This window comes from Bacillus sp. ISL-18, assembly GCF_018613415.1.
GTDB lineage: Bacteria > Bacillota > Bacilli > Bacillales > Cytobacillaceae > Neobacillus.
In genome coordinates, this window is record NZ_JAGGQG010000010.1 from 347,573 (window position 1) to 373,102 (window position 25,530).

A 25,530-nucleotide genomic window follows, 5' to 3' on the forward strand; every position below is an offset into this window, starting at 1 on the left:
CACGCACGAAGGAAATGCGATAGCATTTTCGAGGAGTTCTCGCCGCCTTCCGCTCCAATCAACAGACTAAAAATTAACAATAACCTTTAACACAGCCTAATAATTTAAGAAAGAATCTCACGAATATCTTCCTCGGTTAAAAGGGAAGTTTGCTGATCATCAGAAGAATGAATAATTTCTTCAATCAGGTGTCGCTTTTTATCCTGAAGCTCACTGATTTTCTCTTCAATGGTCCCGCGAGTAACAAGTTTAATCACCTGGACTACACTTTTTTGACCAATGCGATGAGCCCGGTCCGCTGCTTGGTCCTCCACTGCAGGATTCCACCAAATATCATACAGAATGACCGTATCAGCTCCAGTCAAATTGAGACCTGTCCCGCCGGCTTTTAACGAAATCAAGAAAAAGTCACGTTCACCTTCATTAAAACGACGGCACATTTCCACTCTTTCTTGAGCAGGCGTTTGACCATCCAGGTAGAAAAAAGGCAGTCCCATCATGGCTAAATTTCTACCTATTAGCTCAAGCATTTTGGTAAACTGTGAAAAAATCAGGACTCTCCGCCCAGACATCCTCGACTCTTCAACCATTCTTAGCAGCATATCCAATTTTGCAGACCCCCCTTTATAACCATCAACAAACAAGCCTGGGTGACAGCAAATTTGCCGCAAACGGGTTAGACCAGCAAGAATTTTTATCCGATTTTTCCGAATCGTCTCCTTATCAAGATGCTTCAACGTATCCTCCCTTAATTTCGCCAAATAAGCTGCATACAGCTTCTTTTGGTCTGGCAGAAGCTCTGCCATTTCTAGGGATTCTACCTTTTCGGGAAGCTCTGACGCAACATCCTCCTTCATCCTGCGAAGCAAAAAAGGACGTACTCTGCGGGCAATCTTTTTCTTAGTAAGATGGCTAAACTCTCTTAATCCCTTAAATAATTCAGGAAAAATAACATGAAAGATCGACCACAATTCTTCGGGCGAATTCTCTACCGGTGTGCCGGTGAGGGCGAAGCGATAGTCGGACCTAAGCCTTTTTACACTCCTTGCAGTTTGCGTAATGGGGTTTTTAAAGGCCTGTGCCTCATCAAAAAAGATGGTATGAAAGGGTTGTTTCTCATACCACTGAATATCCCGCCTTAGCAGTGGATAAGAGGTGATAAGCACATCAAATTCCATAGCCTCTCTCTGAATTTTATCCCTTTCCCGCTGATTACCATCCACTACAACGGATTGTAGTTCGGGAGCAAATTTCATTATTTCATTTAACCAGTTATAGGATAAAGAGGAAGGACAAACGATAAGAACCGGCTGTTTTCGATCCCGAATAGAGGTAAGCTCCGATAAAATAAACGTTATACTCTGCAAGGTTTTCCCAAGTCCCATATCATCCGCAAGAATTCCGCCAAAGCCATAATGGGCAAGGGTTTTCATCCATCGATAACCCTGTTTTTGATAGTCACGCAGAATAGACTCCAAACTTACCGGCACCTCAAAGCTTAGACTGCTGGGATTTCTTAATGTTTCAAGAAACTGTTGAAAGGAGTCCTCCAGCCTTAGCACCTTACTGTCATCCACCGAGTCGAACAGCGAGAGCCCCTCCATGATGGAAACCTCAAAAATGTTTTCAATCTCAGCCCTCTGGACAGGAAGTTCTGTTAAGAAACGCTGAATTTCTTCAAACTCTCTTGTCTCTAACGAGAGAAGACTGCCGCTCGGCAGACGGTAATATTTACGCTTTTCTTCTAATGCCATTAATACCTCTTTGATTTGCTGCTGAGAAATGCCATCGAGCTCGAATTTAAATTCCAGCCAGTTCGTTCGTTCCTTTTTCAAGCTTACCCTGAGAGCCGGGGGAGCCGGTCCTCTAAAGATTCGATTTCTTACTGCAGTCGTTGCATAAATTTGTACCTGCTTTTGCAGCTTTGGGACAACATGGTAAAGAAATTCATATTCTAGTTCTTCATTGTGTAAAAAATAACCGCTGTCCGTTTTAACAAAAGAGCTTTCTTCCATTGCTTCTAAAATTTGCTCTTCCTTTTCTTTATCCCTGATTATACGAACGCCTGCAAAGACAGTGTTATCTTCCAAAGGATTAATCACTAGATTTTCATAATGAAACTCCAGCCCGGCCAGCAGCCGATTTTTTACCCGATCTAAGTATAGTTTTGCTGTCAACGGCGTTTTCATAAACTTTCTAGCAAGGGCAGTTGATAACTGGACATGACCTAATCTTCTCAGACCTGGAACTACCTTTTCGAAAAAGGGCGCTATTTGCTGTTGGTCAATAAAAATTTGGTTCGTTCCTGAAATATCCAGCATCCGTTTAATCTCTTCCAAGTGCCGACAATCCTCAGCGTTTAGGTTAATAATTTTACCGGCAGACACAACTGAACCATAGGCAGTCAAGACAACCATACGCGACAGCCCCTTTACCTTTAACCAATAGCCAGTGGTTTCAGCCTCCAAAAATTCAAACTGTAAGGGCGGCAGTTCTTCTGTCATTTGTAGAGGACTAAAAGTAAACCCTTCATGTTCCAACTTTACGAGGGGCGCCCTCGTTAACAAAATTTGCAGCTGCTTCCAAGAAGACGGTGGAATCGGCAGCAGGTCTGTATTGTTAAACACGGAAGTATCAGCGCCGTCATGGATTAGCTGAATGAAATGCTGAATAACCGCATCGGCCTCTGATTGAAAACAATGCAGGCTCGGATCATACAAAAATAGGCTAGAAAGCTGGTATGAATGACCAGATTGGACTCCTTCAAGGAAGCTCCTGATATGCTGCACTTTCGTCTGTTCAATGAACAGCTCTATTCCAAGTGAAGGATATCCCATATTATCCAAAGTAGGTTTAATCATAAACTCCAGATTAAGAACGGCTCTATTTTCAAAATGAAGCTGATGACCGCTCGGTCTTCTTTGTTTGCTTTGAAAAATATTCAGCATACCTGCAGCCAATTCTTCTCGTTTAACTGAGGCTGAACTGACCGGACTTGTTCCTTTCGTTTGAAAATCATGAACGGCTAACAAAACGGCGGCAATATGCTGACAATCCTTTTGAAAAGAGACAAGTTTAGGGCAGCTGCATCTGGAAAGAAACTGCTCATCGTTTTCCTTTTCAATCACCACGTAAAAATTCTCTGTACCGGAGACGATTGCTTTATACCGCTCAGGTCCAAATTGTTCAAATAATACTTTATTAGAGCGGAAAAATGCCTCACCTCTTTTAAAGGAGACAGTCCCGCATAATTCTTTAATCATTTTTTGATTTATTTTAATACTCAAATCCCTGACTCCTTCCCGAAGACAGTCCTATCTATCTAAGAATTAATCCATTATACCATTTCTAAAAAAGAGAAATGAAAAAGCTGCCTTCTTTTGAAAAGGCAGCTTTTTCCAACTCTCTATTTAGAATTAAGTACTCGTTTTCCGATTCGCTCAAACAGCCGAGGAAATAGGACATAAACAACGCTTCCCATATTCATCCAGCGCGGAAGATTAATTTCCCTTGTTTTAGTCAGCATGCTATCAACTACTTTTTGAGCCACATACTCAGGCTGAAGCATGAACTTCTGCACATTTTTTACGTAAGTGCCTTGTTCATCAGCAATATTAAAAAAGTTAGTTGCAATCGGTCCTGGGTTGACAGATGTCACTTGGACACGATAATCATCAAGTTCCATTCTAAGAGCATTCGTGTAGCCGAGAACCGCATGCTTTGTAGCCGAATAAACACTCGACTTTGGCGTCGCGAGCTTGCCTGCCTGAGAGGCAATATTAATAATATGACCAGCCGCGCGCTCCCGCATCTTTGGCAGGACCATGCTGGTGCATGCCATCAGGCCAATGACATTAACGTTAAACATCCCTTTTATTTCGTCCATCGTGGCTTCATGGGCCTCACGAAATACCCCAAATCCCGCATTATTAACGAGAATATCAATGTGGCCTATTTGTTCAAAGATTTGTTCAAAAACCTCTTTAACTTGGTCTGTATCTGATACATCAAGCTGGAACACATCAACTCGTATGTGATGGTGCTCCTTTAAGTTTATTTGCAGCTGATCGAGTTTATCAATACTCCGTGCCAACAGGACTAGATTAGCACCGCTCTCCGCACAAAGCTTGGCAATTTCTGCACCAATTCCGCCGGAAGCACCTGTAATAACAATATTTTTACCTTTCAATCGTTCCCTCACCATTTTAACACCCCATCAGAGTTATAGCCCTAACTACCTAAACCCTTGCTTGATAGAAAACAGGCGTATTAGTACTACTAATAATTTCCCCGATAGATGATAAATAGTCAAGCTGGGCTACACTTTCCGATATGGTTAACAACAATTCACGCTGATAGACCGTTGGAAAAAGACGTTTACAGATTTCAAATGCCGTGAGCGGTTCTTCCTTTAGCCAGCTATACACAGTCATTGCACGTTCATTCTGCCGGGTAAGTCTTTTTTCAATCAGCTCAGCTAAATGAGTGACCTCTTCCCCATGCCCCGTATAGACACATTGAATCGGGTATGATAATAGTTTTTCCATAGAATCATTATGCTGCAGCTGCGGTTTCGGCCTTTCCGTTTCCCCAGGTATGGGAGGCTCTAGTAGGGGATTAGGTGAAATATGAGCTAAAATCAAATCACCCGCAATTAGGATTCCATCCTTTTCGCGAAAAAGCGCAATTTGACTTTGGGCATGGCCCGGTGTTTCGATTACCTCCCAGTCACTAAGTCCGATAGGGGTCATTCCCTCGACTAAAGTCCCTGTTAACGAGCGGTTACACGAATATTTAAATGGAGTTCGAAGCCTAGATAAGAAAGGAAAATATTCTTCGGGCAGACCAAACTCCCTAAAACTTACTTTAAAAAATTCTTCCTGTAATTGAAAAAATTCTTCTGTGGGATGGATCCATCTTTCGTTAAAAGGATGACCGTATACCTCTAGCGAATCTGAAAAAAAATCAAGCATCCCAACATGGTCAGGATGATGATGGGTAAGAACAACTTGCTCAATATCCTGTGGGCTTAAATCTAATTCAGCCAGCTGTTTTGTAAAGGAACTCCAGCACTCATCTGTTTTTACTCCGGCATCCACTAGGGTTAAGCGCTCGCCCTTTATCAAATAGACATTAACATCGCCCACGGGAAACGGCGTTGGCAGTGTCATTTTCGCGATTCCATCTTTCCATTCTGTCATTAAAAGAACCCCTTATCTTTACTAAAAGAATGTATTTTTAAATTTAGTTGATAGCTTAAAGTTTAGCCATTTTTTTATTTATTGTCATGTTTAATGAATCCTTTTTGGAAAAAATAAAAAATTCTTATAATTACTCTCTTGACAAACTGTCTGTCTTCAAGCATAATCACTTCATTTCAATAGGAGGAGTAACAATGAAAAAGATTGCAATTATAGGTGCTGGTTCAATGGCTGAAGCTTTCATTTCAGGCATACTGGAGAATAAATTAATTGATAGACAACACATTTGGGTGACGAATCATGGTAATAGAGAAAGATTAGCTCTTCTCGAGAAACGATATGGCATCTCTAGCACGTATGAGTTGAGTACTCTTTTTAAAGGGGCAGATATCGTTATGCTTGCGATGAAGCCAAAGGATGCCGATACCGCGATTAACCATATTCATGAATATTTAACAGACGATATGCTGATTGTTTCCGTTCTCGCAGGTGTATCGATCAACACAATTGAAACATTAGCAAGAAAGCCCCTTTCAATAGCCCGGTCAATGCCAAACACATCGGCAGCAGTTGGAAAATCAGCGACTGCTATCGCCATAAATGAACGGGTAACAACGGAGCAATTAAAAACCATAGAGCTACTTTTTGAAACTGTTGGTTTGGCAAAATTCGTTGAGGAGGAACAGCTTGATGCAGTGACAGGATTGTCGGGAAGTGGTCCAGCCTACATTTATTATCTTATCGAAGCAATGGAAAATAGTGCAGATGAGATTGGCCTTGATAAGCAAATTGCTCAGGAACTGATTGTTCAAACCCTTATCGGGGCTGCTGAAATGGTGAAAAACTCCTCTAAATCGCCTGAACAGCTGCGCAGGGAGGTAACTAGTCCTGGTGGAACAACTGAAGCAGGGATCCGTGTTTTGGAGGAATATGGAGTACAGCAAGCATTTATATCTTGTATCAAGGCTGCTAGTGCCCAATCAAAATTAATGGGTAAAAGCTTAAGTTCAAAACTAACGGTAAGCAAACACCTATAAATTTGGGTATAGATAATTCACCTAGCTTTTAAACTAATGAAAAGCACTTCGGCCTGCTCAGAAAATAAGCAAAGGACTGGAGAAATGGAAAACATCTTAATTATTATGTTCACCATCGGGATTCTCGTTTGGATTGTTTTTCTACTAGATGCAGTGCTCGGATTTCGAAACTTCGATTCTTTGGAATTGGAAGATGTTCTGGATTCCGGGCCGCTGCTCTCTGTTATCGTAGCAGCAAGAAATGAAGAAAAACAAATCGAAGAGAGTATCCTAAGTCAGTTAAAGCAAACCTATAAAAATGTTGAGTGGATTCTCGTTAATGACCGCTCTACAGATGCCACTGGATCCATCATGGACAGATTAGCAAGAGAAGACTCCCGAATCAGGGTCCTACATATTAAGGAATTGCCTCCTGGCTGGCTTGGCAAAAACCACGCCTTATATAACGGTACACTCCAGGCTTCCGGCGAATGGATTTTGTTTACAGATGCCGATGTACGATATGGAGCCGAGGCATTTGCAAAAGCATTGCATTATTTTGAGAAGCATCAACTAGACCATCTAACAGCAGCACCCAATTTAAGTGCCAACCATTTCTGGCTTAAATCATTTGTTGCCTTTTTTTTATTCGGATTTTCCTATTTTAAACGGCCTTGGATGGCCAATAATCCTAAATCTAAAATTGGAACAGGGATTGGTGCCTTCAACTTAGTATCCAAAAGGGCATATGAAGCATTCGGAACACATAAAAAATTAAAAATGAGGCCCGATGATGACCTGCAGCTGGGGATTAAAATGAAAAGAGCAGGATACCGCCAAAGAATTGTTTCGGCATTACGGCTGATGGAAGTGGAATGGTATGGAAGTCTTAAAGAAGCATTTGTCGGCTTGGAAAAAAACACGTTTGCTGGTTTAAATTATCGAATTAGCATGGTGTTTTTTTCTATTTTCGGGGTATTTATGACAAATGTTCTTCCCTTTTTTACGATCTTTGCAGAAAATAAAACCATTGTCCTGCTAAGTCTGGGGAACATTGTTACCAGTGGCATTCTTTATTTTATTGTCATCAAGAAAATGACTGTTTTTTCCCCAGCCTTGTTTCTAGTTCTACCAATCACTGCTTTACTCTTTATTTATTCGATTATCCGAGCAAGTTTTCTTACATTTAAACGTGGAGGCATCGTCTGGCGTGGGACAACTTATAAGTTAAGTGAGCTGAGAGAAAAGGATTAAGAGCAGGATTTTACAAAATTCCCAGTGCATTGCTATACTAAAAAGTAGTAGCAATTGGACTGGAGGTCATTATTATGGTAGTAAAATTATTTTCCCCTTATACAATTAAGGGTGTCACATTTAAAAATAGAATCGTCATGTCACCAATGTGCATGTATTCCAGTTATACTGAAGATGGCTATGTACAAAACTGGCATCGCACTCATTATACGACCAGAGCAGTGGGCCAGGTTGGTCTGATTATTGTAGAAGCAACAGCAGTAACACCACAAGGCCGGATTTCTCCCCAGGATTTAGGCATATGGAGTGATGAACATGTGGAAGGCTTACAAGAGCTAGTCGGTCTTATGAAAGAACATGGCTCTAAGACAGGAATTCAACTTGCCCATGCCGGCAGAAAAGCGGTCATAGGCGGCGAAATTCTCGCTCCTTCTGCAATCGCTTTTAACGATAAGTCCAAGACCCCTAAAGAAATGACTATAACGGAGATCAAAGAAACTGTCGAGGCCTTTAAAAAGGGAGCTGAACGGGCAGCTAAGGCTGGGTTTGACGTCATTGAACTGCACGGTGCCCACGGCTATTTACTAAATCAATTTCTTTCACCGCTCTCAAATAAAAGAGACGATGAATATGGTGGAACGGCTGAAAATCGCTACCGTCTTCTTCGAGAAGTTATTGATGCCGTTAAAGAAGTCTGGAATGGACCATTATTTGTAAGAGTATCCGCCCATGATTATCACGAAGAAGGATTAACACCCCAAGATTATATAACTATTGCAAAGTGGATGAAAGAGCAGAATGTAGATTTACTTGATGTTAGTTCAGGTGCTGTTGTACCGGCACAAATCAACGTCTTTCCTGGATATCAAGTAAAATATTCAGAAACGATTAAGAATGGTGCAAATGTGGCTACAGGTGCAGTCGGCTTAATTACCTCTGCGATACAAGCAGAAGAAATATTACAAAATGATCGGGCCGATTTGGTCTTATTAGCCCGCGAATTATTGCGTGACCCCTATTGGCCCCGGACTGCTGCAAAGGAGTTGGGTGTCAACATTGAAACACCCAAACAATATGAACGCGGCTGGAACGATTAAAAGCAAAAAGCACTTACCAAACACCGATGGTAAGTGCTTTTATTACCTAAGTGGAATGTTGAATTCTTTAAAATCCTCAGCAATAACCGTTTGCGGAAAAATTTCTTGTGCTTCGCCAACAAGTTCAAGCCATGCCTGCCGATCATAGCGGGAACTTATATGGGTGAGGCACAATTGTTGACAGGAAGCTTGTTTAGCAATCTCTGCTGCCTGCCTTGTGGTCGAATGAAAGTAATCAAAGGCAAGCTGCTCCTCGCCTTTTGCAAAGGTGGCTTCATGTACTAAGAAATCCGCATCCTGAGCTAGCCACCGTGAATTTTCACAATATCGGGTGTCTCCAAGTATGGTGACAATCCGTCCCTTTTGGGAAGGACCAAGAAACTTGTCCGGTTCAATCACCCTGCCGTCTTCGAGTGTGACGATTTCACCATTTTTTATTTTTCTAAAAATAGGTCCTGGCTGTACCCCTGCTTCCTTCAGTTTGTCGGCAAGAAGGGTACCCGGTCTGTCTCTCTCGACAATCCTGTAGCCGTAGGAAGGAATCCCATGGTCTAACCGCCGTGCCTCCACTTTAAATTGCTCATCTTCAAAAATAATACCTTCGGAAATTTCCGTTACCGTTAACGGGTATTTTAAATACGTTTGACTTAACGAAAGACTAACCTGAAGATATTCTTTAATGCCCTTTGGTCCGTAGACGGTAACGCCTGTTTCTCCACCTTGAAAGGAGCGGCTTGATAACAGCCCAGGCAGCCCGTAGATATGATCACCATGGAGGTGGGTAATAAATATCTTTTCAATCCGCCGTGGTTTGATGGATGTATGTAATATTTGATGCTGCGTTGCTTCGCCTGCGTCAAAAAGCCATACCGCCCCTCGCTCTTCAAGTAATTTGAGGGCAATGGACGTAACATTTCGTAGTTTTGCCGGCATCCCGGCGCCTGTTCCTAAGAAAAATAGATCCAAATAGAAGGCTCCTCTCTTCTCCGTTTTTGCTTATGAATAACTATATCACAAACTTATTTTTTATGCTCACTACTGCTCAAATTCTACAACTAAATCAAAATTTTTTGTTACATGCAATTCAATATATTTGCGAAACCTAAAGAAAACATATAAATTAAATAAAAGCAAAAAATACATAACAAGGCTATTAGAAAAGAGGTTACATAACGTGGAGCAAAACATGACTTCGTTAATAATGATATTTGGAGCAACTGGAGATTTGGCTAAACGAAAATTATTCCCCTCTCTTTACCGCTTATTTTCACGAAATAAACTAGACAAGTTTGCCGTGATTGGAGTTGCAAGAAGATCCCTTTCTAATGATGATTTTCAAGCATCTGTAAAGGAATCCGTGATTTCATCTTTAGGAAACAAAGAAGATCTTGATCAATTTGTTTCCCATTTCTATTATCAATCACATGATGTAGCGGATTCCAGTTCTTATGTATCATTAAGAAATTTTGCTGATCAAATTGATGCAGATTATGATCTGGAGGGAAATCGAATCTTTTACTTGGCAATGGCTCCGGAATTTTTTGGTCCGATTGCCCTGCATTTAAAATCCGATGGCCTTACCGATGTTAAAGGATATAAACGGCTTGTCATTGAGAAACCATTTGGTCACGACTTAGAATCGGCTAAGGAGTTAAACCAACAGATTAGAAGTGCCTTTTCAGAAAAAGAGGTATACCGGATTGATCACTATTTAGGAAAGGAAATGGTTCGAAACATCGAGGTCATTCGTTTTGCCAATGCCATTTTTGAACCTCTTTGGAATAACCGATATATTTCTAATATACAAATTACATCAAGTGAAACACTTGGGGTTGAAGAGCGCGGCCGTTACTATGAAACAAGCGGTGCTCTTCGGGATATGCTGCAAAATCATATGATGCAAATGGTAGCCTTGCTTGCGATGGAGCCGCCAATTAGTCTGACTACCGACGAAGTAAGATCTGAAAAGGTTAGAGTGTTTAGGTCCCTTAGAACTGTCGAAGGTGATGAAGTAGATCAATATTTTGTCCGCGGACAGTATGGTGAAGGAATGGTTGAGGATGTTAATGTTCCTAAATACCGTGATGAAGCAATGGTTGATAAAGAATCCAATACGGAAACCTTTGTAGCTGGAAAGATTATGATTGATAATTTCCGTTGGGCGGGTGTGCCTTTTTATATTCGTACCGGTAAAAGAATGGCCACTAAATCAACCAAAATCGTCGTTCAATTTAAAGACATTCCGATGAATTTGTATTATCAAACAGAAAAAATGTTAAATCCCAACTTGCTTGTCATCCATATTCAGCCTGAAGAAGGAATAACACTGCATCTAAACGCTAAAAAAGCAGGCGGACACCTTGATGCTCAAGAAGTAAAATTAAGCTTTGCCAATACAGGCATTCATGCCATGAATACTCCTGAAGGGTATGAGAAACTCTTATACGATTGTATGAGAGGGGATGCTACCAATTTCACACATTGGGATGAAGTAGCGTACTCTTGGGCTTTTGTAGATAAGATTTCAGCTGTATGGGAAAAAACGAAAGCAGCATTTCCTAATTATGAATCCGGAACAATGGGTCCTAAGGCAGCAGATGAACTTCTCGAAAAAGACGGCTTCTTCTGGTGGCCTATGGCTGATTTAGAGGTTGATATTTGTAAGTAAGAAAAGCGGAACTGCCTTTTTTACTTGTTGACAGGAAACTAAAAAGCTCCCTTTGTTTAACAAAGCGGAGCTTTTTAGTGTTCATCCTTGTTTTTATCGGGAAACGAACGTAAAAAATCTTTATTAAAGCTTGTCCCAGTTCCAACATTTTCAGCTTGTACATCATTATGGGAGCCTGCGGTTTCAATAATATTTTTTCCATACTTTTCACGGAGGCTGGAAAGGGTTTTTAAGAGCGGCTCTTTTTTAGCATCTTTTTCGAACGAAAATAAATCCAGCTGTTTAAAAGCATGGTCCTGTTCTACTAGATCATTCCCAGTTATCCCTAATAAACGAACAGGGTCGCCATTCCATGCCCTTAAAAAAAGCTGTTTCGCAAATAACGAAATATCGTCTTTATGATTAATCGGGTTCAGCAGTTTCATACTTTTGGTAATGGTCTTCCGATCTTTATAACGGATCGTAATGGCCAAAGCAGTTGTCATAACTGTTTTACGCTTTATTCTGGTCGACACGGTTTCGGCCAAACCATCGAGCACCTGGAACAGTTCTTGTTGATTGCTAATATCTCTTGGGAGAGTAGTTGAATTTCCGATACTTTTAAATTCCGATACAGATTCAGGGTCTACAGGCCGAGAGTCAATACCGTTTGCTCTATCTTTAATGCGCATCCCATTGATTCCGAGAAGTGACTTTAATTGGATTTCATTTCCTTTAGCTAAGTCCCCAATCGTTTGAATTCCAATTGATTGTAATTTCTCAGCAGTCTTTTTCCCAACCCCATGCATTTCATTTGTATTCAAGGGCCACAGGATGGTAGGAATATCGCGTTTCCGCAGGATGGTTATTCCCAGAGGCTTTTTCATATCAGAAGCCGTTTTTGCTAAAAATTTATTCGGGGCGATCCCAATACTGCAGGGTAAATCCAGTTGATTTAGGAGTCTGTTTTGGATACTTTCAGCAATCTCGATTGGACTCCCGAGGGAAAAGCTCTCGGTAATATCCATATATCCTTCATCAATCGAAACAGGTTCGACTAGCTCGGTATATTGTCTAAGTATTTCAAACATGGCAGTCGATGCAGCCCGGTATCGTTCGAAATTCGGTTTCATCACCACTAGCTGCGGACAAAGTTTTTTCGCTTCCCAAAGCGGCATGGTCGTTTTTACACCAAATTTTCTTGCTTCATAGCTGCAGGTCACAATAATTCCCCGTCGCTCCTCAACATTTCCCGCAATGGCAAGCGGTTTTCCCTTCAGTTCAGGGGCATAAGCCATTTCAACAGAAGCGTAAAAACAATTCATGTCTACATGTAAAATCACTCGTCCATTTTTCGGATACATTTCCTTCATAACGAACACACCCTTAAAACATTTGTTCTACTTTTAGTATAACAAAAAAGGAGGCCATTTGGCGCTCCTTCCGCTAAGTTGGTTATTGATTGGTTACTTCATCGATAATGGCAAGGGTCATCTCAGCAAGCTTATACAATTCTGCAACCGGCATACGCTCGTTTGTGGTATGAATTTCTTCATATCCTACAGCTAAGTTTACAGTCGGAATATTGAAACCATTAAATACATTGGCATCACTGCCCCCGCCGCTATGCTGAAGCTCACAGCTGCGGCCAATCTTTGAGGCTGCCTTGCGGGCAATTTCCACAACTTGGTCGCCTTCGCCAAATTTGAACCCAGGATACATAACTTCCACTTCCACTTCTGCCCTGCCGCCCATTTGTTCGGCAACCGTTTCAAATGCTTCCTTCATTTTGTTAACTTGGGCCTGCATTTTTTCCGGAATGAGTGACCGAGCTTCCGCTAAGATATCAACACGGTCGGCAACAATATTAGTAGCTTGTCCGCCTTCAAAACGGCCAATATTGGCTGTCGTTTCATGATCAATTCTGCCTAATGGCATTTTCGCAATCGATTTGGCAGCAATGGTAATCGCAGATACTCCTTTTTCAGGTGCGACACCAGCATGGGCTGTTTTGCCATAGATGATTGCTTTTACCTTTGCTTGTGTTGGTGCGGCAACAATCACGTTACCCACTAAGCCATCACTATCAAGGGCATAGCCATATTTTGCTTTTATCAATGATGGATCAATTGCTTTGGCACCATGTAAACCAGACTCTTCACCGACAGAGATGACAAATTGAATTAATCCATGTGGAAGGTTTTGTTCTTTAAGCAGACGAATGGTCTCCAGCATCACGGCTATACCTGTTTTATCATCAGCACCAAGAATCGTCGTACCATCTGTTACAACATAGCCGTCCTTTATGGAAGGTTTAACACCCTTAGCAGGGGTTACAGTATCCATATGACAGGAGAAATAAAGAGGATCTACTCCTTCTTTTACAGCAGGCAATGTACAAATTAAGTTACCTGCTCCATGTCCCGTTATAGCCGTTGTATCATCTTCAAAAACTTCGAGACCTAATTCGGTAAATTTTTGTTTTAACACCTTCGCAATCTCTGTCTCAAACTTAGTTTCTGAATCAATTTGGACAAGTTCTAAAAATTCATTCAAAAGACGTTCCTGATTAACCATTTATGACCCTCCAATTATGTACACTCTAATATCCAGCCGTAAGCACTAGCCAAGGTGCTTCTGCTTTTCTATTTCAGTATACCTCTTTATTTGTTATATCATCAAATGAAAGAGCTACGTGGTAAATTAGAGAGGGATATTTCCATGTTTTTTGGACGGCCGTGACTCTTGTTTTGATTTTAGCATATCCAGTGCTTGAATAATTTTTATCCTAGTATCACGTGGATCAATAACATCATCGACCATGCCTCTGCTTGCGGCCACATACGGGTTAGCAAATTTCTCACGGTATTCTTCAATTTTTTGCTGTCTAGTAAGCTCCGGGTTTTTACTACTGTTGATTTCCTTTGCAAAAATAATGTTGGCTGCTCCTTGTGGACCCATTACGGCGATTTCCGCATTTGGCCAAGCAAATACTAAATCTGCACCGATCGACTTACTATTTAATGCCACATATGCACCACCATAAGCTTTTCTTAAAATAACCGTCAATTTAGGCACAGTGGCTTCAGAATAAGCGAATAAAATTTTCGCCCCATGGCGAATAATTCCACCATGTTCCTGTTTAACCCCAGGAAAGAAACCGGTTACATCTTCAAACGTAATAATTGGGATATTAAAAGAATCACATGTCCTGATAAATCTGGCTGCTTTATCAGATGAATCAATATCCAGGCCCCCCGCCATTACTTTTGGCTGATTACAGACAAGTCCGACTGTTTCGCCTTTGATTCGTGCAAAACCAACGACAATATTTTTTGCAAAGTTTTGATGAATCTCCATAAAGGAGCTGTCATCGACTACTTGTTCGATTACCTTTCTAACATCATAAGGGCGAACTGCATCAAACGGGACAACATCCAATAAATCAGGACGATAATCGTTCTCCTCCTCCACATCTAATACGGGTGGCTTTTCTCGATTATTTTGTGGAAGATAACTCAAAAGTCTGCGGACATTTTCCAAGACCTCAGCTTCAGTCCCAGCTTGAAAATGGGCGTTTCCACTGATGGAATTATGAACATTTGCGCCGCCAAGATCCTCGGGAGAGATCTTTTCTCCCGTTACGGTTTCAATTACTTTTGGACCAGTTATAAACATCTGACTCGTATTTTCAACCATAAAAACAAAATCGGTAATCGCTGGTGAATAAACGGCACCACCAGCGCACGGCCCCATGATGACTGAGATTTGCGGAATGACTCCGGAATATATGGCATTCCGATAAAAGATATGTCCATACCCATCAAGTGAAACCACACCTTCTTGTATACGTGCCCCGCCAGAGTCATTAAGACCGACAAAAGGGGTGCCGTTTTTGGCTGCTAAGTCCATTACCGCTGCAATTTTTTTCGCATGCATTTCCCCTAATGCACCGCCAAAAACAGTGAAGTCCTGTGAGAATAAATAGATCGGTCTGCCATTCACTTTTCCAAAACCTGTTACAACCCCATCACCAGGTCCTTTTTGTTCATCCAAGCCAAAGTCGTTGGTACGGTGTTCAATAAATGGATTTAATTCTATAAAACTGCCCCTGTCTACCAACAGGTCAATTCTCTCGCGCGCTGTTAATTTCCCTTTTTGATGCTGCTTATCAATTCGTTCATCTCCGCCGCCAAGCTCTACTTCCCTGCGCTTATCATACAGTTCATTGATTTTTTCATAAATATCAATCATTTTACCCCTTCATCCCCTTTTTTCTCACAAAGCTCAACTAGAACACCCGCTGCGGATTTCGGATGCATGAAGGCGATTTGTGCCCCGCCTGCCCCTAACCTCGGATGGTCATCGATCATCCGAATTCCCTGCTCCCTCATATTAGCTATTCTTTCTTCAATCGAAGTCACACCGAGAGCCACATGGTGAATCCCCTCTCCGCGTTTCGCAATAAAACCTGCAATCGGGCTTTCCTCTGAGGTTGGCTCAAGAAGCTCCAGTTTGGTTTCACCTGCATTAAGAAAAGCCACTTTAACCTTTTGGGTATCAACTACTTCGATTCCTAACAAAGGCAGCCCTAACACATCCGTATAAAATGGCAGCGTATTCTCCAACGACTTTACAGCAATTCCAATATGGTCGATTTTTTTAATCATGTTTTTCCCCTCTGTTCCAAAATTAAAATAAATCTGACAGTTACCATATTCGTTAAAAAGTTCATAAATCCTTCCTAAAATGCTTAGTTGTTCCGTTGTCCATTTAGGCTTTTCCTAGTAAAATAGGGATAAAGCTCATAGAAGTTAGAGGGAGGTACTTAAAATTGTCTAAAAAGAAAACACGAAAAATTATTGTCTATCTCATGCTTTTTGCCATGTTGGCCTCAACCCTCCTATTAGGTATTGCAAGATTCTTATCTTAAAAATACGAAGGGACTGTTCATATTTGAACAGTCCCTTATCTTAAAGATTAAGAAAGTAAAATTGACTTTGAAATTTGTCCAGCTCCAGCGCCCTAGCGGCTAGTGTCCTTCGCGCTCCGCCCTACGATAAGTCAACATCGAATCGCTACCGCTCTTCGTGTTTCCTTTATCTCAGTTGGAGCGCTCCAGGCCATACGCCGCTGACCAGGGCGCTTGCGCTTTTCTTATTTTATTGCTCCGTTTTCTTTTGCTAAAATTTCAAAGGATTTATTTGAGGAGGTAACCAATATTTTTGTTCCAAGCGGGATTAATGGAAAAAGCGAGGATACGACCTCGTTCTGGGTGCGGATACAACCATGTGATACATACTTTCCAATGGAAGCTGGTTGATTCGTTCCATGAATACCGTAGATTCGGCCGTCAGTTCCTTTGGCATCAAAACCAATCCATCTAGCTCCAAGTGGATTTTTGGGCGAGCCTCCAGGAATATTCTTCTTGCGGTAATATGGATTCTTTGCCTTTACCGTAATGGTAAAAAGGCCTTCAGGAGTTAATCCTTGAGTTTTGCCGGTACCTACACTGACGATTGTTTGCACTTTGTTATCATTGATAAGCGCTAGTTCATTGTTTGTTTTATTGACGATAACGAAGGGATCGCCAACCATAGGGTTAGCTCCTAATGGCCAAAGGGGTGAGAGAAAAAAAGTCATGAGAAGAGGCGATAATAGTTTAAGCAATCTAACCACCTGCCTTTTTCCCCTTAATTTGCCTCGACCCTCATGGTTTCATTCATTTTTTTAACATAAAGGGAACTTTTGATAATAAGATACTCGTTCATTTCATTAACTAATTGCAGCAATGCTGCCCTGACTTCAAATTCCTGTCTTGTTTTAGGAAGTTCCATATCTTCGAATTCTTTTTTCATTTCTTTTAATTTATCTATATAAATATAAGCTGTGTTCCCCGGATGGATATTCTCTGAAAGTTCCTCAAGAAAATCAGCCACCATATTTCCTTGTTTCACGGTACTACTAAGTGATGTGACCATTGGTAAAACGCGTTCAATTATTTCAAATTGTTTTTCTCTGATTTTAAAATATTCAAAGTACGCGTTTTCTTCACGCCAAAGACGGTTTTCAAAATCTCTATACGCAAGCATTTTTGCCTCATCCAGCAGCTCGGCACTTTCAGTAATTTCTTTTCCGTCCCAGCTGCTCTCCCCAGTTCTTAAAAACCTAACCATTTCGCAAAAAATGATTTTAAGATTTTCCTCAATCTTCACTTGAAAGTCTTTTAGTTTTTTATCCACACTAGGCATATACAGGTTAATAAGTAACGCGACACCTATACCGACCGTTATTACCCCAAGTTCATTTAAAAAAATTGACCATGAAATGTGATGTGCCATGTAAATATGTAAAATAATAACACTGCTTGTTACAACGCCATCTTTTGCTTTTAGCATTACAATAGTAGGGATAAAGAATAGCAGCATTAGTCCAATAACAATGGAATGATAAGCAATTCCTTCGAAAAAGACTGCTGAAAAAGGCATGGCTAAAACACAGGCTAAAAATCGGTCCCAAGCAGTTCGAAGTGATCTCCTTTTTGTGACTTGAACACATAAAATCGTTAATATACCTGCTGAGGTAAAATTATGCAGTCCTAACTGCTGTGCAATTAAAATGGAAACAGCCGTACCTACAGCTGTTTTAATTGTCCGATATCCAATCGAAAATTTCAAAAATATCACCCCACAAAAAAAGATGATCATTTAGATCATCTTTAGCATATCCCTATTTAGACATTTTTTCCAAGAAAAACTATGATGGAAGTAAGATCAATACACTATAATACTTTTTCTAAAAAATCCTTTGCTCTGCTTGTACGTGGATTATTAAAAAACTCACTTGGTGAGCCTTCTTCTAATAATCTCCCTTCATCAAGGAAGAGGATACGATCAGAAACCTCACGAGCAAACCCCATTTCATGTGTTACAATGGCCATCGTCATTCCGGATTGGGCCAAGTCCTTCATAACAGTTAATACTTCCTTAACCATCTCGGGATCGAGCGCTGATGTAGGCTCATCAAATAACATTAACTTTGGTTCCATTGCAAGAGCACGTGCAATAGCAACACGCTGTTTCTGACCACCTGAAAGATTATTCGGATAAGCAGTCTCTTTTTCAGTAAGGCCCACTCTGGCGAGTAAATCACGAGCTTTAGCTACAGCGGTGTCACGGGATTCCCCTTTAACTTTTTGCGGAGCGTATGTTAAGTTATCCAATACTGTCAGGTGCGGGAATAAATAAAAGTGCTGAAAAACCATTCCGATTTGTTCCCGAATTTTCATGATGTTTGTTTTTTTATCCGTAATGTCTTGATTTTCGACCCACACTTTTCCTTTAGTAGGAATTTCCAACATATTCAAACAACGCAGGAAAGTTGATTTTCCAGATCCTGACGGGCCAATAATAGAAACAACTTCACCACTGTCAATGTTGGTCGAAATATTTTTTAGGACTTCGTTTTCTCCGAATTGTTTATAGAGGTTTTCAACTTTAATCACTAAATTTCATCCTCCTTTCAACTCGTTTACCAATGAGTGTCAGCACCATAACTAGGATCCAATAGATTAATCCAACAAATATTAAGGGCTCAAAATTACGATAAGTATCTGCTCCAACAACCTGGGCGCGGCGCATTAAATCTAAATAACCAATTGTTGATACGATTGCTGATTCTTTTGTTAACGTGATAAATTCGTTCATTAGGGCCGGTAATATATTTTTTAATGCTTGAGGCATGATAAGATCCTTCATCATCAAACGATAAGGTACACCAAGAGCTTGTGCTGCTTCTGTCTGACCTTTATCAACTGCTTGAATTCCTGCCCGGATAATTTCAGAAACATAGGCAGAAGAATTTAATCCAAACGCCAGAATAGATGATAAGAATGGTGAAATGTCATAGCCTGTTAACTGAGGGATGGCAAAATAGATAAGCATCAATTGCAAAATTAACGGTGTACCTCGAAAAATAGATGTATAAAAATCTCCGAACCAATTTAAAACTTTTATCCGTGAAATTTTACACAGTGCCAAAAGAGTACCAAGAATAAAGCCTAAAATAATTGAAATTATAACAAATTTTAATGTAACCCATATTCCTTCTAAAATAAAAGGAATATAAGGCACAATTTGGCTAAAATCCAAATTCATGCCTTACACCTCACTTCAATTTTTTTCATCAAACTAATATAAGATAGTTAATCAATTACTGTTGATCTTTTAACCACTTGTCCTTCAGTTCTTGAAGTTTTCCGTTCTCTTCTAACTTTTTAAGAGCGCTATCCACATCGTCAACTAAGTCACTGCCTTTTGGAAAAGCTACTGCCATCCCTGGAGAACTAGATGTTGGATCATCAAACCCTGCTAAACCTTGTTGCTTAATGTAGCCAGTTGCAACTGATTTATCTAAATAAGCTACTTGGATACGATTTGATAATAGCTCTTGGATTAAGTTTGTCGCATTATCTAATGGCTTAAGCGTAAAATCAATTTTTTTCTGAAGCGCTTTGGCCCCTTCTTCTTGTATGGTTCCTAATTGTACCGCAACCGTTTTTCCTTTAAGATCATCAATTGTTTTAATGTTGGAATCATTTTTTGTTACAAACATTTCACCTGAGTGGTTGTATACTGTGGAAAAGTCAACATTCTTTTTACGTTTTTCAGTTGCTGACATCCCAGAAATAACCATGTCTACACGTTTTGCTTGCAATGCCCCGATTAATCCATCAAACTTCATGTCTTTAATTTCTAGTTTATAACCCAATTCATCTGCAATGGCATTACCTAGGTCAATATCAAATCCAATAATTTTTCCTGATGGCTCTCTTGATTCAAATGGAGCAAAATCAGCTGATGTAGCCATTGTTAATACTTTTTTAGTAGAAGCTTTTTCTCCAGCTGCCCCGTCCTTATTAGTCTGACCGCAAGCAGCCATAACTACTAATGTAAAGATAAACATAAAAGATAAAATTGTTTTTTTCATGATGTGCCCCCTGTGTAAAATATAAGAATCTGTGTAGTTAGATTGAATTTTTATTCAACAAAATGAATAATAACACATGAAACAATATTTGAAAAGATGTTTTTTAAATATAAAAATATTCTAATAATTTAATATGCTACTATTATTTACTTTCAAAAAAGCACCCTTTTAAAAAAAGGTGCCTCTAAGGAGTTAGGATTTAATTAGCTTAACCTGACGAAATTCATTTTTCATTTTTTCGAATACATCTTGATTCGTAATTAAATCATATCCTGTTAGTGCCAGAGCCAAAGCACCTCTAGAGAGGATCTGATGAGAATTGTCCGTAATAGTTAAGTCGGCAAATTCTCTGGTATGAGCAACTAATCCAGGTGAATCAAGACCAATATACGGGTGAATAGCGGGAACAACGTGACTCACATTTCCCATATCGATCGAGCCATAAGAATCCTTCGCTTTCTCCACTTGCTTAACACCCGTTGTTAAAAGATTGCTTGTAAACAGCTGAGACAATGTTTGGTTTGTAACCATATTGTCATAGCTCAATTCATAGTTTTCAATATGAACCTCTGCACCCGTCATGGATGATGCACCTTTCGCTATGTTTATCACCTTTTGAACTAGTTCATTTAAGTAGGATCTGTCCTTTGCTCGAATATAAAATTGAGCTACTGCTTTATCTGGAACAATATTAGCAGCTACTCCACCCTCCTTAATAATTCCGTGTATTCTAACATCGGAAGTCACATGTTGACGGAGAGCATTGATCCCGTTAAATAATTGTATAACAGCATCCAGTGCATTAATCCCCTTTTCGGGTGATGCTGCTGCATGACTTGTTCTGCCGCGGAAGTCAAATTGAATAGCATCCATCGCTAACGAATCCCCACTCTCATAGGAAACATCACCAGGGTGAACAATCATCGCTGCATCAATATCATCAAATACTCCCTGTTCCGCCATTGGTACTTTCGCACCATTTGTTTCTTCTGCAGGGGTACCTAATACAACAACTCGCCCGCCAATTTCATCCAAAACTTTACTTAATAAGACTCCTGCCCCTGCACTCATAGTTCCAATCATGTTATGACCACACCCATGTCCAACTTCCGGTAAGGCATCGTACTCGGATAAATAGGCAATAGTAGGCCCTTCTTTCTTACTATCATAAACCGCTTTGAAAGCTGTAGGTCTGCCAACAATACCCTTTTCTACAGAAAATTGATGCTGCTCAAGTAATTCCACTAAAAGATTCATAGACTCATATTCTTGATCACCAAGCTCTGGATGATGATACAAAATATCGTTGATTTCCCATAATCTGCTTTGTATAGTTTCTAAATTATTTTTTAATAATTCTTTCATGTCAAAACTCCTCTGAATTTATGATTAAAATTACAAAATAATTAATAAATATACATGAAAAATTATATTTAGACAATAAAAAAGATCAAATCCTTTTCGATTTGACCTTTTTTATTTAATTCTTAAACTTCTTCGCAATATTGATCAAATTCACTTTGCAGCTTTGCCACTACTGTTGCAGGGTCAAAGCCTTCAATTTGATGTCTTTCAATCATGGTCAGAATTTTTCCGTCTTTTAACAAAGCAAAAGATGGGGAGGAAGGCGGATAGCCGGTAAAATAGCTTCTTGCTGTTTCAGTTGCCTCCTTATCTTGTCCAGCAAATACTGTAACTAGATGGTCAGGGCGCTTGTCATTGTGAAGAGCATGTGCTGCTGCAGGGCGTGCAATACCACCCGCACATCCGCAAACTGAATTAATCATCACTAATGTCGTTCCTTTTTGATCAAAAGCTTCTTCGACTTCTGTTGGAGTTTTTAATTCTTTATATCCAGCAGACACGATTTCTTCGCGTGCTTGCTTAACTACATCATTCATGAAAAAGTTAAAATTCATACTCATCAAAACACACTCCTTCTATTCCGTATATAACTACATCATAACAGTTTAAATGAGTTTTTTTCAAATGAAATGCCAAAGCTTAGAGAAAACTGCCATGAAACAACTGTTTACCTTTTTGTTGGTAAAAAGTATTCAAATAATGTCTCTACAGCGGTAGCTACTGTCATTTCTCCAGAAATAACTTCATTCTCAAGTTTTGGCAAAGCTCTTTTAACCCCTTTATGATGGTAAAAAAGAAAATGAAGCTGATCTGTTATCATTGAATATAACCATTCCTTGGCTTGTATTCTCCTTCTTTCCTCAAACACTCCTGAAGATTTTACGGTTACTTCAAAGTTTTGAATAACCCGCCAAATTTCATTAATGCCTTCAAAAGTGATGGAAGAGCAAGGATATGCCCTTGTCACCCATCCTTTTGTAGCTGGCTGGAGGAAGTGGAGGATTCGATTATACTCTTGCCTTGTATGTTCCGCTCTTTGCTTATTGGCTCCATCCGCTTTGTGAACAACGATGAGATCTGCTAGTTCCATAATCCCTTTCTTCATTCCTTGAAGTTCATCCCCTGCCCCGGTCAAAACTAGCAACATGAAAAGATCCACCATATCTCTAATAATTACCTCACTTTGGCCCACTCCAACCGTTTCAATTAAAATAATATCAAAACCGGCAGACTCACATATTAACATGGCTTCCCTCGTTTTTCGGTGTACACCGCCAAGTTTTCCTCCCGTAGCTGACGGACGAATAAAAGCGTTCCTATTCTTTGATAATTGCTCCATCCTAGTCTTATCGCCTAGAATACTGCCGCCCGAGATACTTGAACTCGGATCAATGGCTAGTACAGCAACCCGGTACCCTAAACCGCACAGGTACATACCAAAAGCTTCAATAAAGGTACTCTTTCCAGCACCTGGTACACCCGTAATACCGATTCGAATTGATTTTCCTGTTTTAGGCAGGAGCTTTTTCAGCAGCTCCTGTGCTTTTTGAAAATGCTGTTCAGCATTGCTCTCTACTAGTGTAATCGCTCGGGCAATCAGGCTGCGATCACCGTTTAGCACCCCATCATAAAGAACGTCAACGGATGGTTCTGTTGTATTTCGTTTTTGAAAGCGCACATTTTTTTCAATAGCTGCGGGATGTCCTTCAAGCTCTTCCCCTCTGCGTACGAAACTGAAACAGCTGTCATGTGTATGAGGGTCACTCCATTCCGGCTTATGGTCCTTTCCCATTTATGGCGACACTTCCTCATAACCGAGTTTTAAATAAATCTCCCTAATTACTTTTTGAGCGGCCACAGGAATGATTGTGCCTGGTCCGAAAATGGCCGCTGCACCATGGTCATATAAAAATTGATAATCTTGTGCAGGAATGACACCTCCAACAACAACCAAAATATCCTCTCGGCCCAATTTTTTCAATTCATCCACTAGTTGTGGAAGCAATGTCTTATGACCTGCTGCAAGCGAGCTCATGCCCACTACGTGAACATCATTTTCAACCGCTTGAATCGCAGTTTCTTCTGGCGTTTGGAACAATGGACTAATGTCCACATCAAAGCCTAAATCTGCAAAAGCGGTGGCGATAACCTTTGCTCCCCGATCATGACCGTCCTGACCCATTTTCGCAACAAGAATTCTTGGTCGTCTCCCTTCATTCTCGAGGAATTCATCCGTCATTGTTTTTACTTCATTTATCTCTTCCTCGTTGCTGAAGGCTGTACTATATACACCACTAATGGAACGAATGACAGCTTTATGTCTTTTAGCCACACGCTCAATAGCATCAGAAATTTCACCCAAGGTGGCTCTCACTCTTGCTGCCTTTACAGCAAGTTCTAATAGGTTTTGTTCTCCTGTCTCAGCAGCTTTCGTTAATGCACTAAGCGCCTCGGCTACTTTTTGATGATCCCGAGCAGCTTTTAAAGCCGTTAATTTCTCAATTTGCTTTAAACGGACAGCGGTATTATCAATATCCAATATATCGATTGCTTCTTCCTTTTCGAGCCTATAGCGATTAACCCCAATGATTGTTTCCTTACCCGAATCAATTTGCGCCTGCCTTCTAGCAGCGGCTTCCTCAATTTTCATTTTTGGAAGACCTGTGTCAATGGCTTTTGCCATGCCCCCAAGTCCTTCAATTTCTTCAATGTGTGTCCAAGCCCTTTTTATTAATTCATCTGTCAGCTTTTCAACATAATAAGACCCACCCCAAGGATCGATGACCTTGGTGATTCCTGTTTCTTCTTGCAAGAACAACTGAGTGTTGCGGGCAATCCTGGCAGAGAAATCTGTTGGTAAGGCAATCGCCTCATCCAAGGCATTTGTATGCAGTGATTGGGTATGACCCATGGCTGCAGCATGGGCCTCAAGTAGTGTTCGGGTAACATTATTAAATGGATCCTGTTCGGTTAAACTCCACCCCGATGTTTGTGAATGAGTTCGTAATGCAAACGATTTTTCATTTTTTGGATGGAAGGACTTCATCATTTTGGCCCATATGAATCTTGCTGCCCGCATTTTGGCGACTTCCATAAAATAATTCATCCCAATTGCCCAGAAAAAGGACAGCCGAGGTGCAAATGAATCTATATCAATCCCCGCTTTAAGACCTGTTCGGACATACTCCAAGCCATCTGCAAGTGTATAAGCTAACTCTAAATCTGCCGGAGCACCTGCTTCTTGCATGTGATAACCGGAAATACTAATACTATTAAACTTTGGCATGTATTTGGATGTATATTCAAAAATATCAGCAATAATCTTCATCGACATAGCTGGAGGGTAAATATATGTGTTTCGAACCATATATTCTTTTAAAATATCATTTTGAATCGTTCCCGAGAGTTTTTCTTGGCTGACCCCCTGTTCCTCGGCCGTTACAATGAAGAAAGCTAGGATGGGCAAGACTGCGCCGTTCATGGTCATCGATACAGACATTTGGTCCAAGGGGATTCCAGCAAAAAGGGTCTTCATATCAAGAACCGAGTCTATGGCGACTCCTGCTTTGCCAACATCGCCAACGACACGAGGATGGTCCGAGTCGTAGCCGCGGTGGGTAGCTAAATCAAAGGCAACAGATAATCCCTTTTGTCCCATAGCTAGATTTCTGCGGTAAAAGGCATTACTTTCCTCAGCGGTTGAAAATCCTGCGTATTGCCTGACCGTCCAAGGCCGATTCACATACATGGTCGGATACGGTCCCCTCGTATAAGGCGGCAGTCCAGGAAGGTCATCAATGTGTTCTAACCCTTGACGATCTTCTTTTGTATAAATAGGCTTAAGGGATATTTGTTCATTTGTTTCAAACAGCAAATCTTCAAGGGAAGAAGAAATTTCATGATGAACTTTGTCTTCCCACTCTTTTTTCGTCATAAATACTTGATCAGCAAACAATGGAATA

General features: G+C 40.5%; 22 protein-coding genes. 5 read left to right on the forward strand and 17 right to left on the reverse strand.

The window, feature by feature from the left end; translation table 11 throughout:
• Positions 1-104 precede the first annotated feature (104 nt).
• From J7E81_RS14800 to J7E81_RS14810, 3 genes are all read right to left on the reverse strand, one after another.
• Positions 105-3,287 (reverse strand): DEAD/DEAH box helicase, encoded by a 3,183-nt coding sequence (locus J7E81_RS14800; protein ID WP_215043317.1) that lies wholly within the window; start codon positions 3,285-3,287, stop codon positions 105-107.
• 119 nt (positions 3,288-3,406) lie between these two features.
• Entirely contained in the window at positions 3,407-4,204 is a 798-nt protein-coding gene (locus J7E81_RS14805) for an SDR family NAD(P)-dependent oxidoreductase (RefSeq protein WP_215043319.1), read from the reverse strand.
• Positions 4,205-4,238: 34 nt separating this feature from the next.
• Positions 4,239-5,201: an MBL fold metallo-hydrolase gene (locus tag J7E81_RS14810; RefSeq protein WP_215043320.1), complete on the reverse strand. Its 963-nt coding sequence runs from the start codon at positions 5,199-5,201 to the stop codon at positions 4,239-4,241.
• A gap of 194 nt (positions 5,202-5,395) precedes the next feature.
• Here J7E81_RS14810 and proC point away from each other — a divergent pair, with 194 nt between their 5' ends.
• From proC to namA, 3 genes are all read left to right on the forward strand, one after another.
• A complete protein-coding gene (gene proC, locus J7E81_RS14815; protein WP_215043322.1) occupies positions 5,396-6,238 on the forward strand; it encodes a pyrroline-5-carboxylate reductase in 843 nt (280 codons plus the stop codon).
• Positions 6,239-6,322: 84 nt separating this feature from the next.
• A complete protein-coding gene (locus J7E81_RS14820; protein ID WP_251028652.1) occupies positions 6,323-7,471 on the forward strand; it encodes a glycosyltransferase family 2 protein in 1,149 nt (382 codons plus the stop codon).
• A gap of 74 nt (positions 7,472-7,545) precedes the next feature.
• A complete protein-coding gene (gene namA / locus J7E81_RS14825; RefSeq protein ID WP_215043324.1) occupies positions 7,546-8,568 on the forward strand; it encodes an NADPH dehydrogenase NamA in 1,023 nt (340 codons plus the stop codon).
• 42 nt (positions 8,569-8,610) lie between these two features.
• Here namA and rnz read toward each other — a convergent pair whose 3' ends face one another.
• Complete coding sequence (gene rnz / locus J7E81_RS14830; RefSeq protein ID WP_215043325.1) at positions 8,611-9,534, reverse strand: ribonuclease Z; 924 nt, start codon at positions 9,532-9,534, stop codon at positions 8,611-8,613.
• A 235-nt stretch (positions 9,535-9,769) separates the two neighbouring features.
• Between rnz and zwf the strand changes: the two genes are divergently transcribed.
• Positions 9,770-11,236, forward strand: a complete 1,467-nt coding sequence (gene zwf, locus J7E81_RS14835) for a glucose-6-phosphate dehydrogenase (RefSeq protein ID WP_251028693.1) — start codon at positions 9,770-9,772, stop codon at positions 11,234-11,236.
• Positions 11,237-11,310: 74 nt separating this feature from the next.
• On the opposite strand, the gene J7E81_RS14840 is transcribed toward zwf, so the two are convergent.
• The 4 genes from J7E81_RS14840 to mce form a co-directional block, all read right to left on the reverse strand.
• A complete protein-coding gene (locus J7E81_RS14840) occupies positions 11,311-12,588 on the reverse strand; it encodes a DNA polymerase IV (protein ID WP_215043327.1) in 1,278 nt (425 codons plus the stop codon).
• A gap of 82 nt (positions 12,589-12,670) precedes the next feature.
• The gene (locus J7E81_RS14845; RefSeq protein ID WP_215043329.1) at positions 12,671-13,792 is read right to left on the reverse strand and encodes a tripeptidase T; all 1,122 of its coding nucleotides are present in this window, start codon (positions 13,790-13,792) and stop codon (positions 12,671-12,673) included.
• Positions 13,793-13,918: 126 nt separating this feature from the next.
• A complete protein-coding gene (locus tag J7E81_RS14850; protein WP_215043331.1) occupies positions 13,919-15,469 on the reverse strand; it encodes an acyl-CoA carboxylase subunit beta in 1,551 nt (516 codons plus the stop codon).
• Positions 15,466-15,885, reverse strand: coding sequence for a methylmalonyl-CoA epimerase (gene mce / locus J7E81_RS14855; protein ID WP_215043333.1), 420 nt, complete (start codon positions 15,883-15,885; stop codon positions 15,466-15,468). Before mce ends, J7E81_RS14850 begins: the two co-directional genes overlap by 4 nt.
• A gap of 164 nt (positions 15,886-16,049) precedes the next feature.
• Between mce and prli42 the strand changes: the two genes are divergently transcribed.
• On the forward strand, positions 16,050-16,148 hold the full coding sequence (prli42, locus tag J7E81_RS14860) for a stressosome-associated protein Prli42 (RefSeq protein ID WP_205176447.1): 99 nt from the start codon (positions 16,050-16,052) through the stop codon (positions 16,146-16,148).
• Positions 16,149-16,372: 224 nt separating this feature from the next.
• Here the strand turns inward: prli42 and J7E81_RS14865 are convergent, their stop codons facing one another.
• The 9 genes from J7E81_RS14865 to scpA form a co-directional block, all read right to left on the reverse strand.
• Entirely contained in the window at positions 16,373-16,858 is a 486-nt protein-coding gene (locus tag J7E81_RS14865; RefSeq protein WP_215044379.1) for a L,D-transpeptidase, read from the reverse strand.
• A 50-nt stretch (positions 16,859-16,908) separates the two neighbouring features.
• Complete coding sequence (locus tag J7E81_RS14870; RefSeq protein WP_251028653.1) at positions 16,909-17,892, reverse strand: aromatic acid exporter family protein; 984 nt, start codon at positions 17,890-17,892, stop codon at positions 16,909-16,911.
• A gap of 104 nt (positions 17,893-17,996) precedes the next feature.
• A complete protein-coding gene (locus J7E81_RS14875) occupies positions 17,997-18,719 on the reverse strand; it encodes an amino acid ABC transporter ATP-binding protein (protein ID WP_215043337.1) in 723 nt (240 codons plus the stop codon).
• On the reverse strand, positions 18,712-19,371 hold the full coding sequence (locus J7E81_RS14880; RefSeq protein ID WP_215043339.1) for an amino acid ABC transporter permease: 660 nt from the start codon (positions 19,369-19,371) through the stop codon (positions 18,712-18,714). The genes J7E81_RS14875 and J7E81_RS14880 overlap by 8 nt, the downstream gene beginning before the upstream one ends.
• A 55-nt stretch (positions 19,372-19,426) precedes the next feature.
• Complete coding sequence (locus tag J7E81_RS14885) at positions 19,427-20,203, reverse strand: transporter substrate-binding domain-containing protein (RefSeq protein ID WP_215043342.1); 777 nt, start codon at positions 20,201-20,203, stop codon at positions 19,427-19,429.
• A 192-nt stretch (positions 20,204-20,395) separates the two neighbouring features.
• The gene (locus J7E81_RS14890; protein WP_215043343.1) at positions 20,396-21,568 is read right to left on the reverse strand and encodes a M20 family metallopeptidase; all 1,173 of its coding nucleotides are present in this window, start codon (positions 21,566-21,568) and stop codon (positions 20,396-20,398) included.
• Between the two features lie 122 nt (positions 21,569-21,690).
• Positions 21,691-22,128, reverse strand: a complete 438-nt coding sequence (locus tag J7E81_RS14895) for a BrxA/BrxB family bacilliredoxin (protein WP_215043346.1) — start codon at positions 22,126-22,128, stop codon at positions 21,691-21,693.
• 107 nt (positions 22,129-22,235) lie between these two features.
• Complete coding sequence (gene meaB / locus J7E81_RS14900) at positions 22,236-23,360, reverse strand: methylmalonyl Co-A mutase-associated GTPase MeaB (RefSeq protein ID WP_215043348.1); 1,125 nt, start codon at positions 23,358-23,360, stop codon at positions 22,236-22,238.
• Positions 23,361-25,502, reverse strand: coding sequence for a methylmalonyl-CoA mutase (gene scpA / locus J7E81_RS14905; protein WP_215044380.1), 2,142 nt, complete (start codon positions 25,500-25,502; stop codon positions 23,361-23,363).
• Positions 25,503-25,530: the final 28 nt, after the last annotated feature.

What these genes read in the sequence shown, in the direction of transcription:
- J7E81_RS14805 (WP_215043319.1), bottom strand. Translation starts at nt 4,204, where the DNA reads ATGGTGAGGGAACGATTGAAAGGTAAAAATATTGTTATTACAGGTGCT.
- J7E81_RS14810 (WP_215043320.1), bottom strand. Translation starts at nt 5,201, where the DNA reads ATGACAGAATGGAAAGATGGAATCGCGAAAATGACACTGCCAACGCCG.
- proC (WP_215043322.1), top strand. Translation starts at nt 5,396, where the DNA reads ATGAAAAAGATTGCAATTATAGGTGCTGGTTCAATGGCTGAAGCTTTC.
- J7E81_RS14820 (WP_251028652.1), top strand. Translation starts at nt 6,323, where the DNA reads ATGGAAAACATCTTAATTATTATGTTCACCATCGGGATTCTCGTTTGG.
- namA (WP_215043324.1), top strand. Translation starts at nt 7,546, where the DNA reads ATGGTAGTAAAATTATTTTCCCCTTATACAATTAAGGGTGTCACATTT.
- zwf (WP_251028693.1), top strand. Translation starts at nt 9,770, where the DNA reads ATGATATTTGGAGCAACTGGAGATTTGGCTAAACGAAAATTATTCCCC.
- J7E81_RS14840 (WP_215043327.1), bottom strand. Translation starts at nt 12,588, where the DNA reads ATGAAGGAAATGTATCCGAAAAATGGACGAGTGATTTTACATGTAGAC.
- J7E81_RS14845 (WP_215043329.1), bottom strand. Translation starts at nt 13,792, where the DNA reads ATGGTTAATCAGGAACGTCTTTTGAATGAATTTTTAGAACTTGTCCAA.
- J7E81_RS14850 (WP_215043331.1), bottom strand. Translation starts at nt 15,469, where the DNA reads ATGATTGATATTTATGAAAAAATCAATGAACTGTATGATAAGCGCAGG.
- mce (WP_215043333.1), bottom strand. Translation starts at nt 15,885, where the DNA reads ATGATTAAAAAAATCGACCATATTGGAATTGCTGTAAAGTCGTTGGAG.
- J7E81_RS14865 (WP_215044379.1), bottom strand. Translation starts at nt 16,858, where the DNA reads ATGACTTTTTTTCTCTCACCCCTTTGGCCATTAGGAGCTAACCCTATG.
- J7E81_RS14880 (WP_215043339.1), bottom strand. Translation starts at nt 19,371, where the DNA reads ATGAATTTGGATTTTAGCCAAATTGTGCCTTATATTCCTTTTATTTTA.
- J7E81_RS14885 (WP_215043342.1), bottom strand. Translation starts at nt 20,203, where the DNA reads ATGAAAAAAACAATTTTATCTTTTATGTTTATCTTTACATTAGTAGTT.
- J7E81_RS14890 (WP_215043343.1), bottom strand. Translation starts at nt 21,568, where the DNA reads ATGAAAGAATTATTAAAAAATAATTTAGAAACTATACAAAGCAGATTA.
- J7E81_RS14895 (WP_215043346.1), bottom strand. Translation starts at nt 22,128, where the DNA reads ATGAGTATGAATTTTAACTTTTTCATGAATGATGTAGTTAAGCAAGCA.
- meaB (WP_215043348.1), bottom strand. Translation starts at nt 23,360, where the DNA reads ATGGGAAAGGACCATAAGCCGGAATGGAGTGACCCTCATACACATGAC.
- scpA (WP_215044380.1), bottom strand. Translation starts at nt 25,502, where the DNA reads ATGACGAAAAAAGAGTGGGAAGACAAAGTTCATCATGAAATTTCTTCT.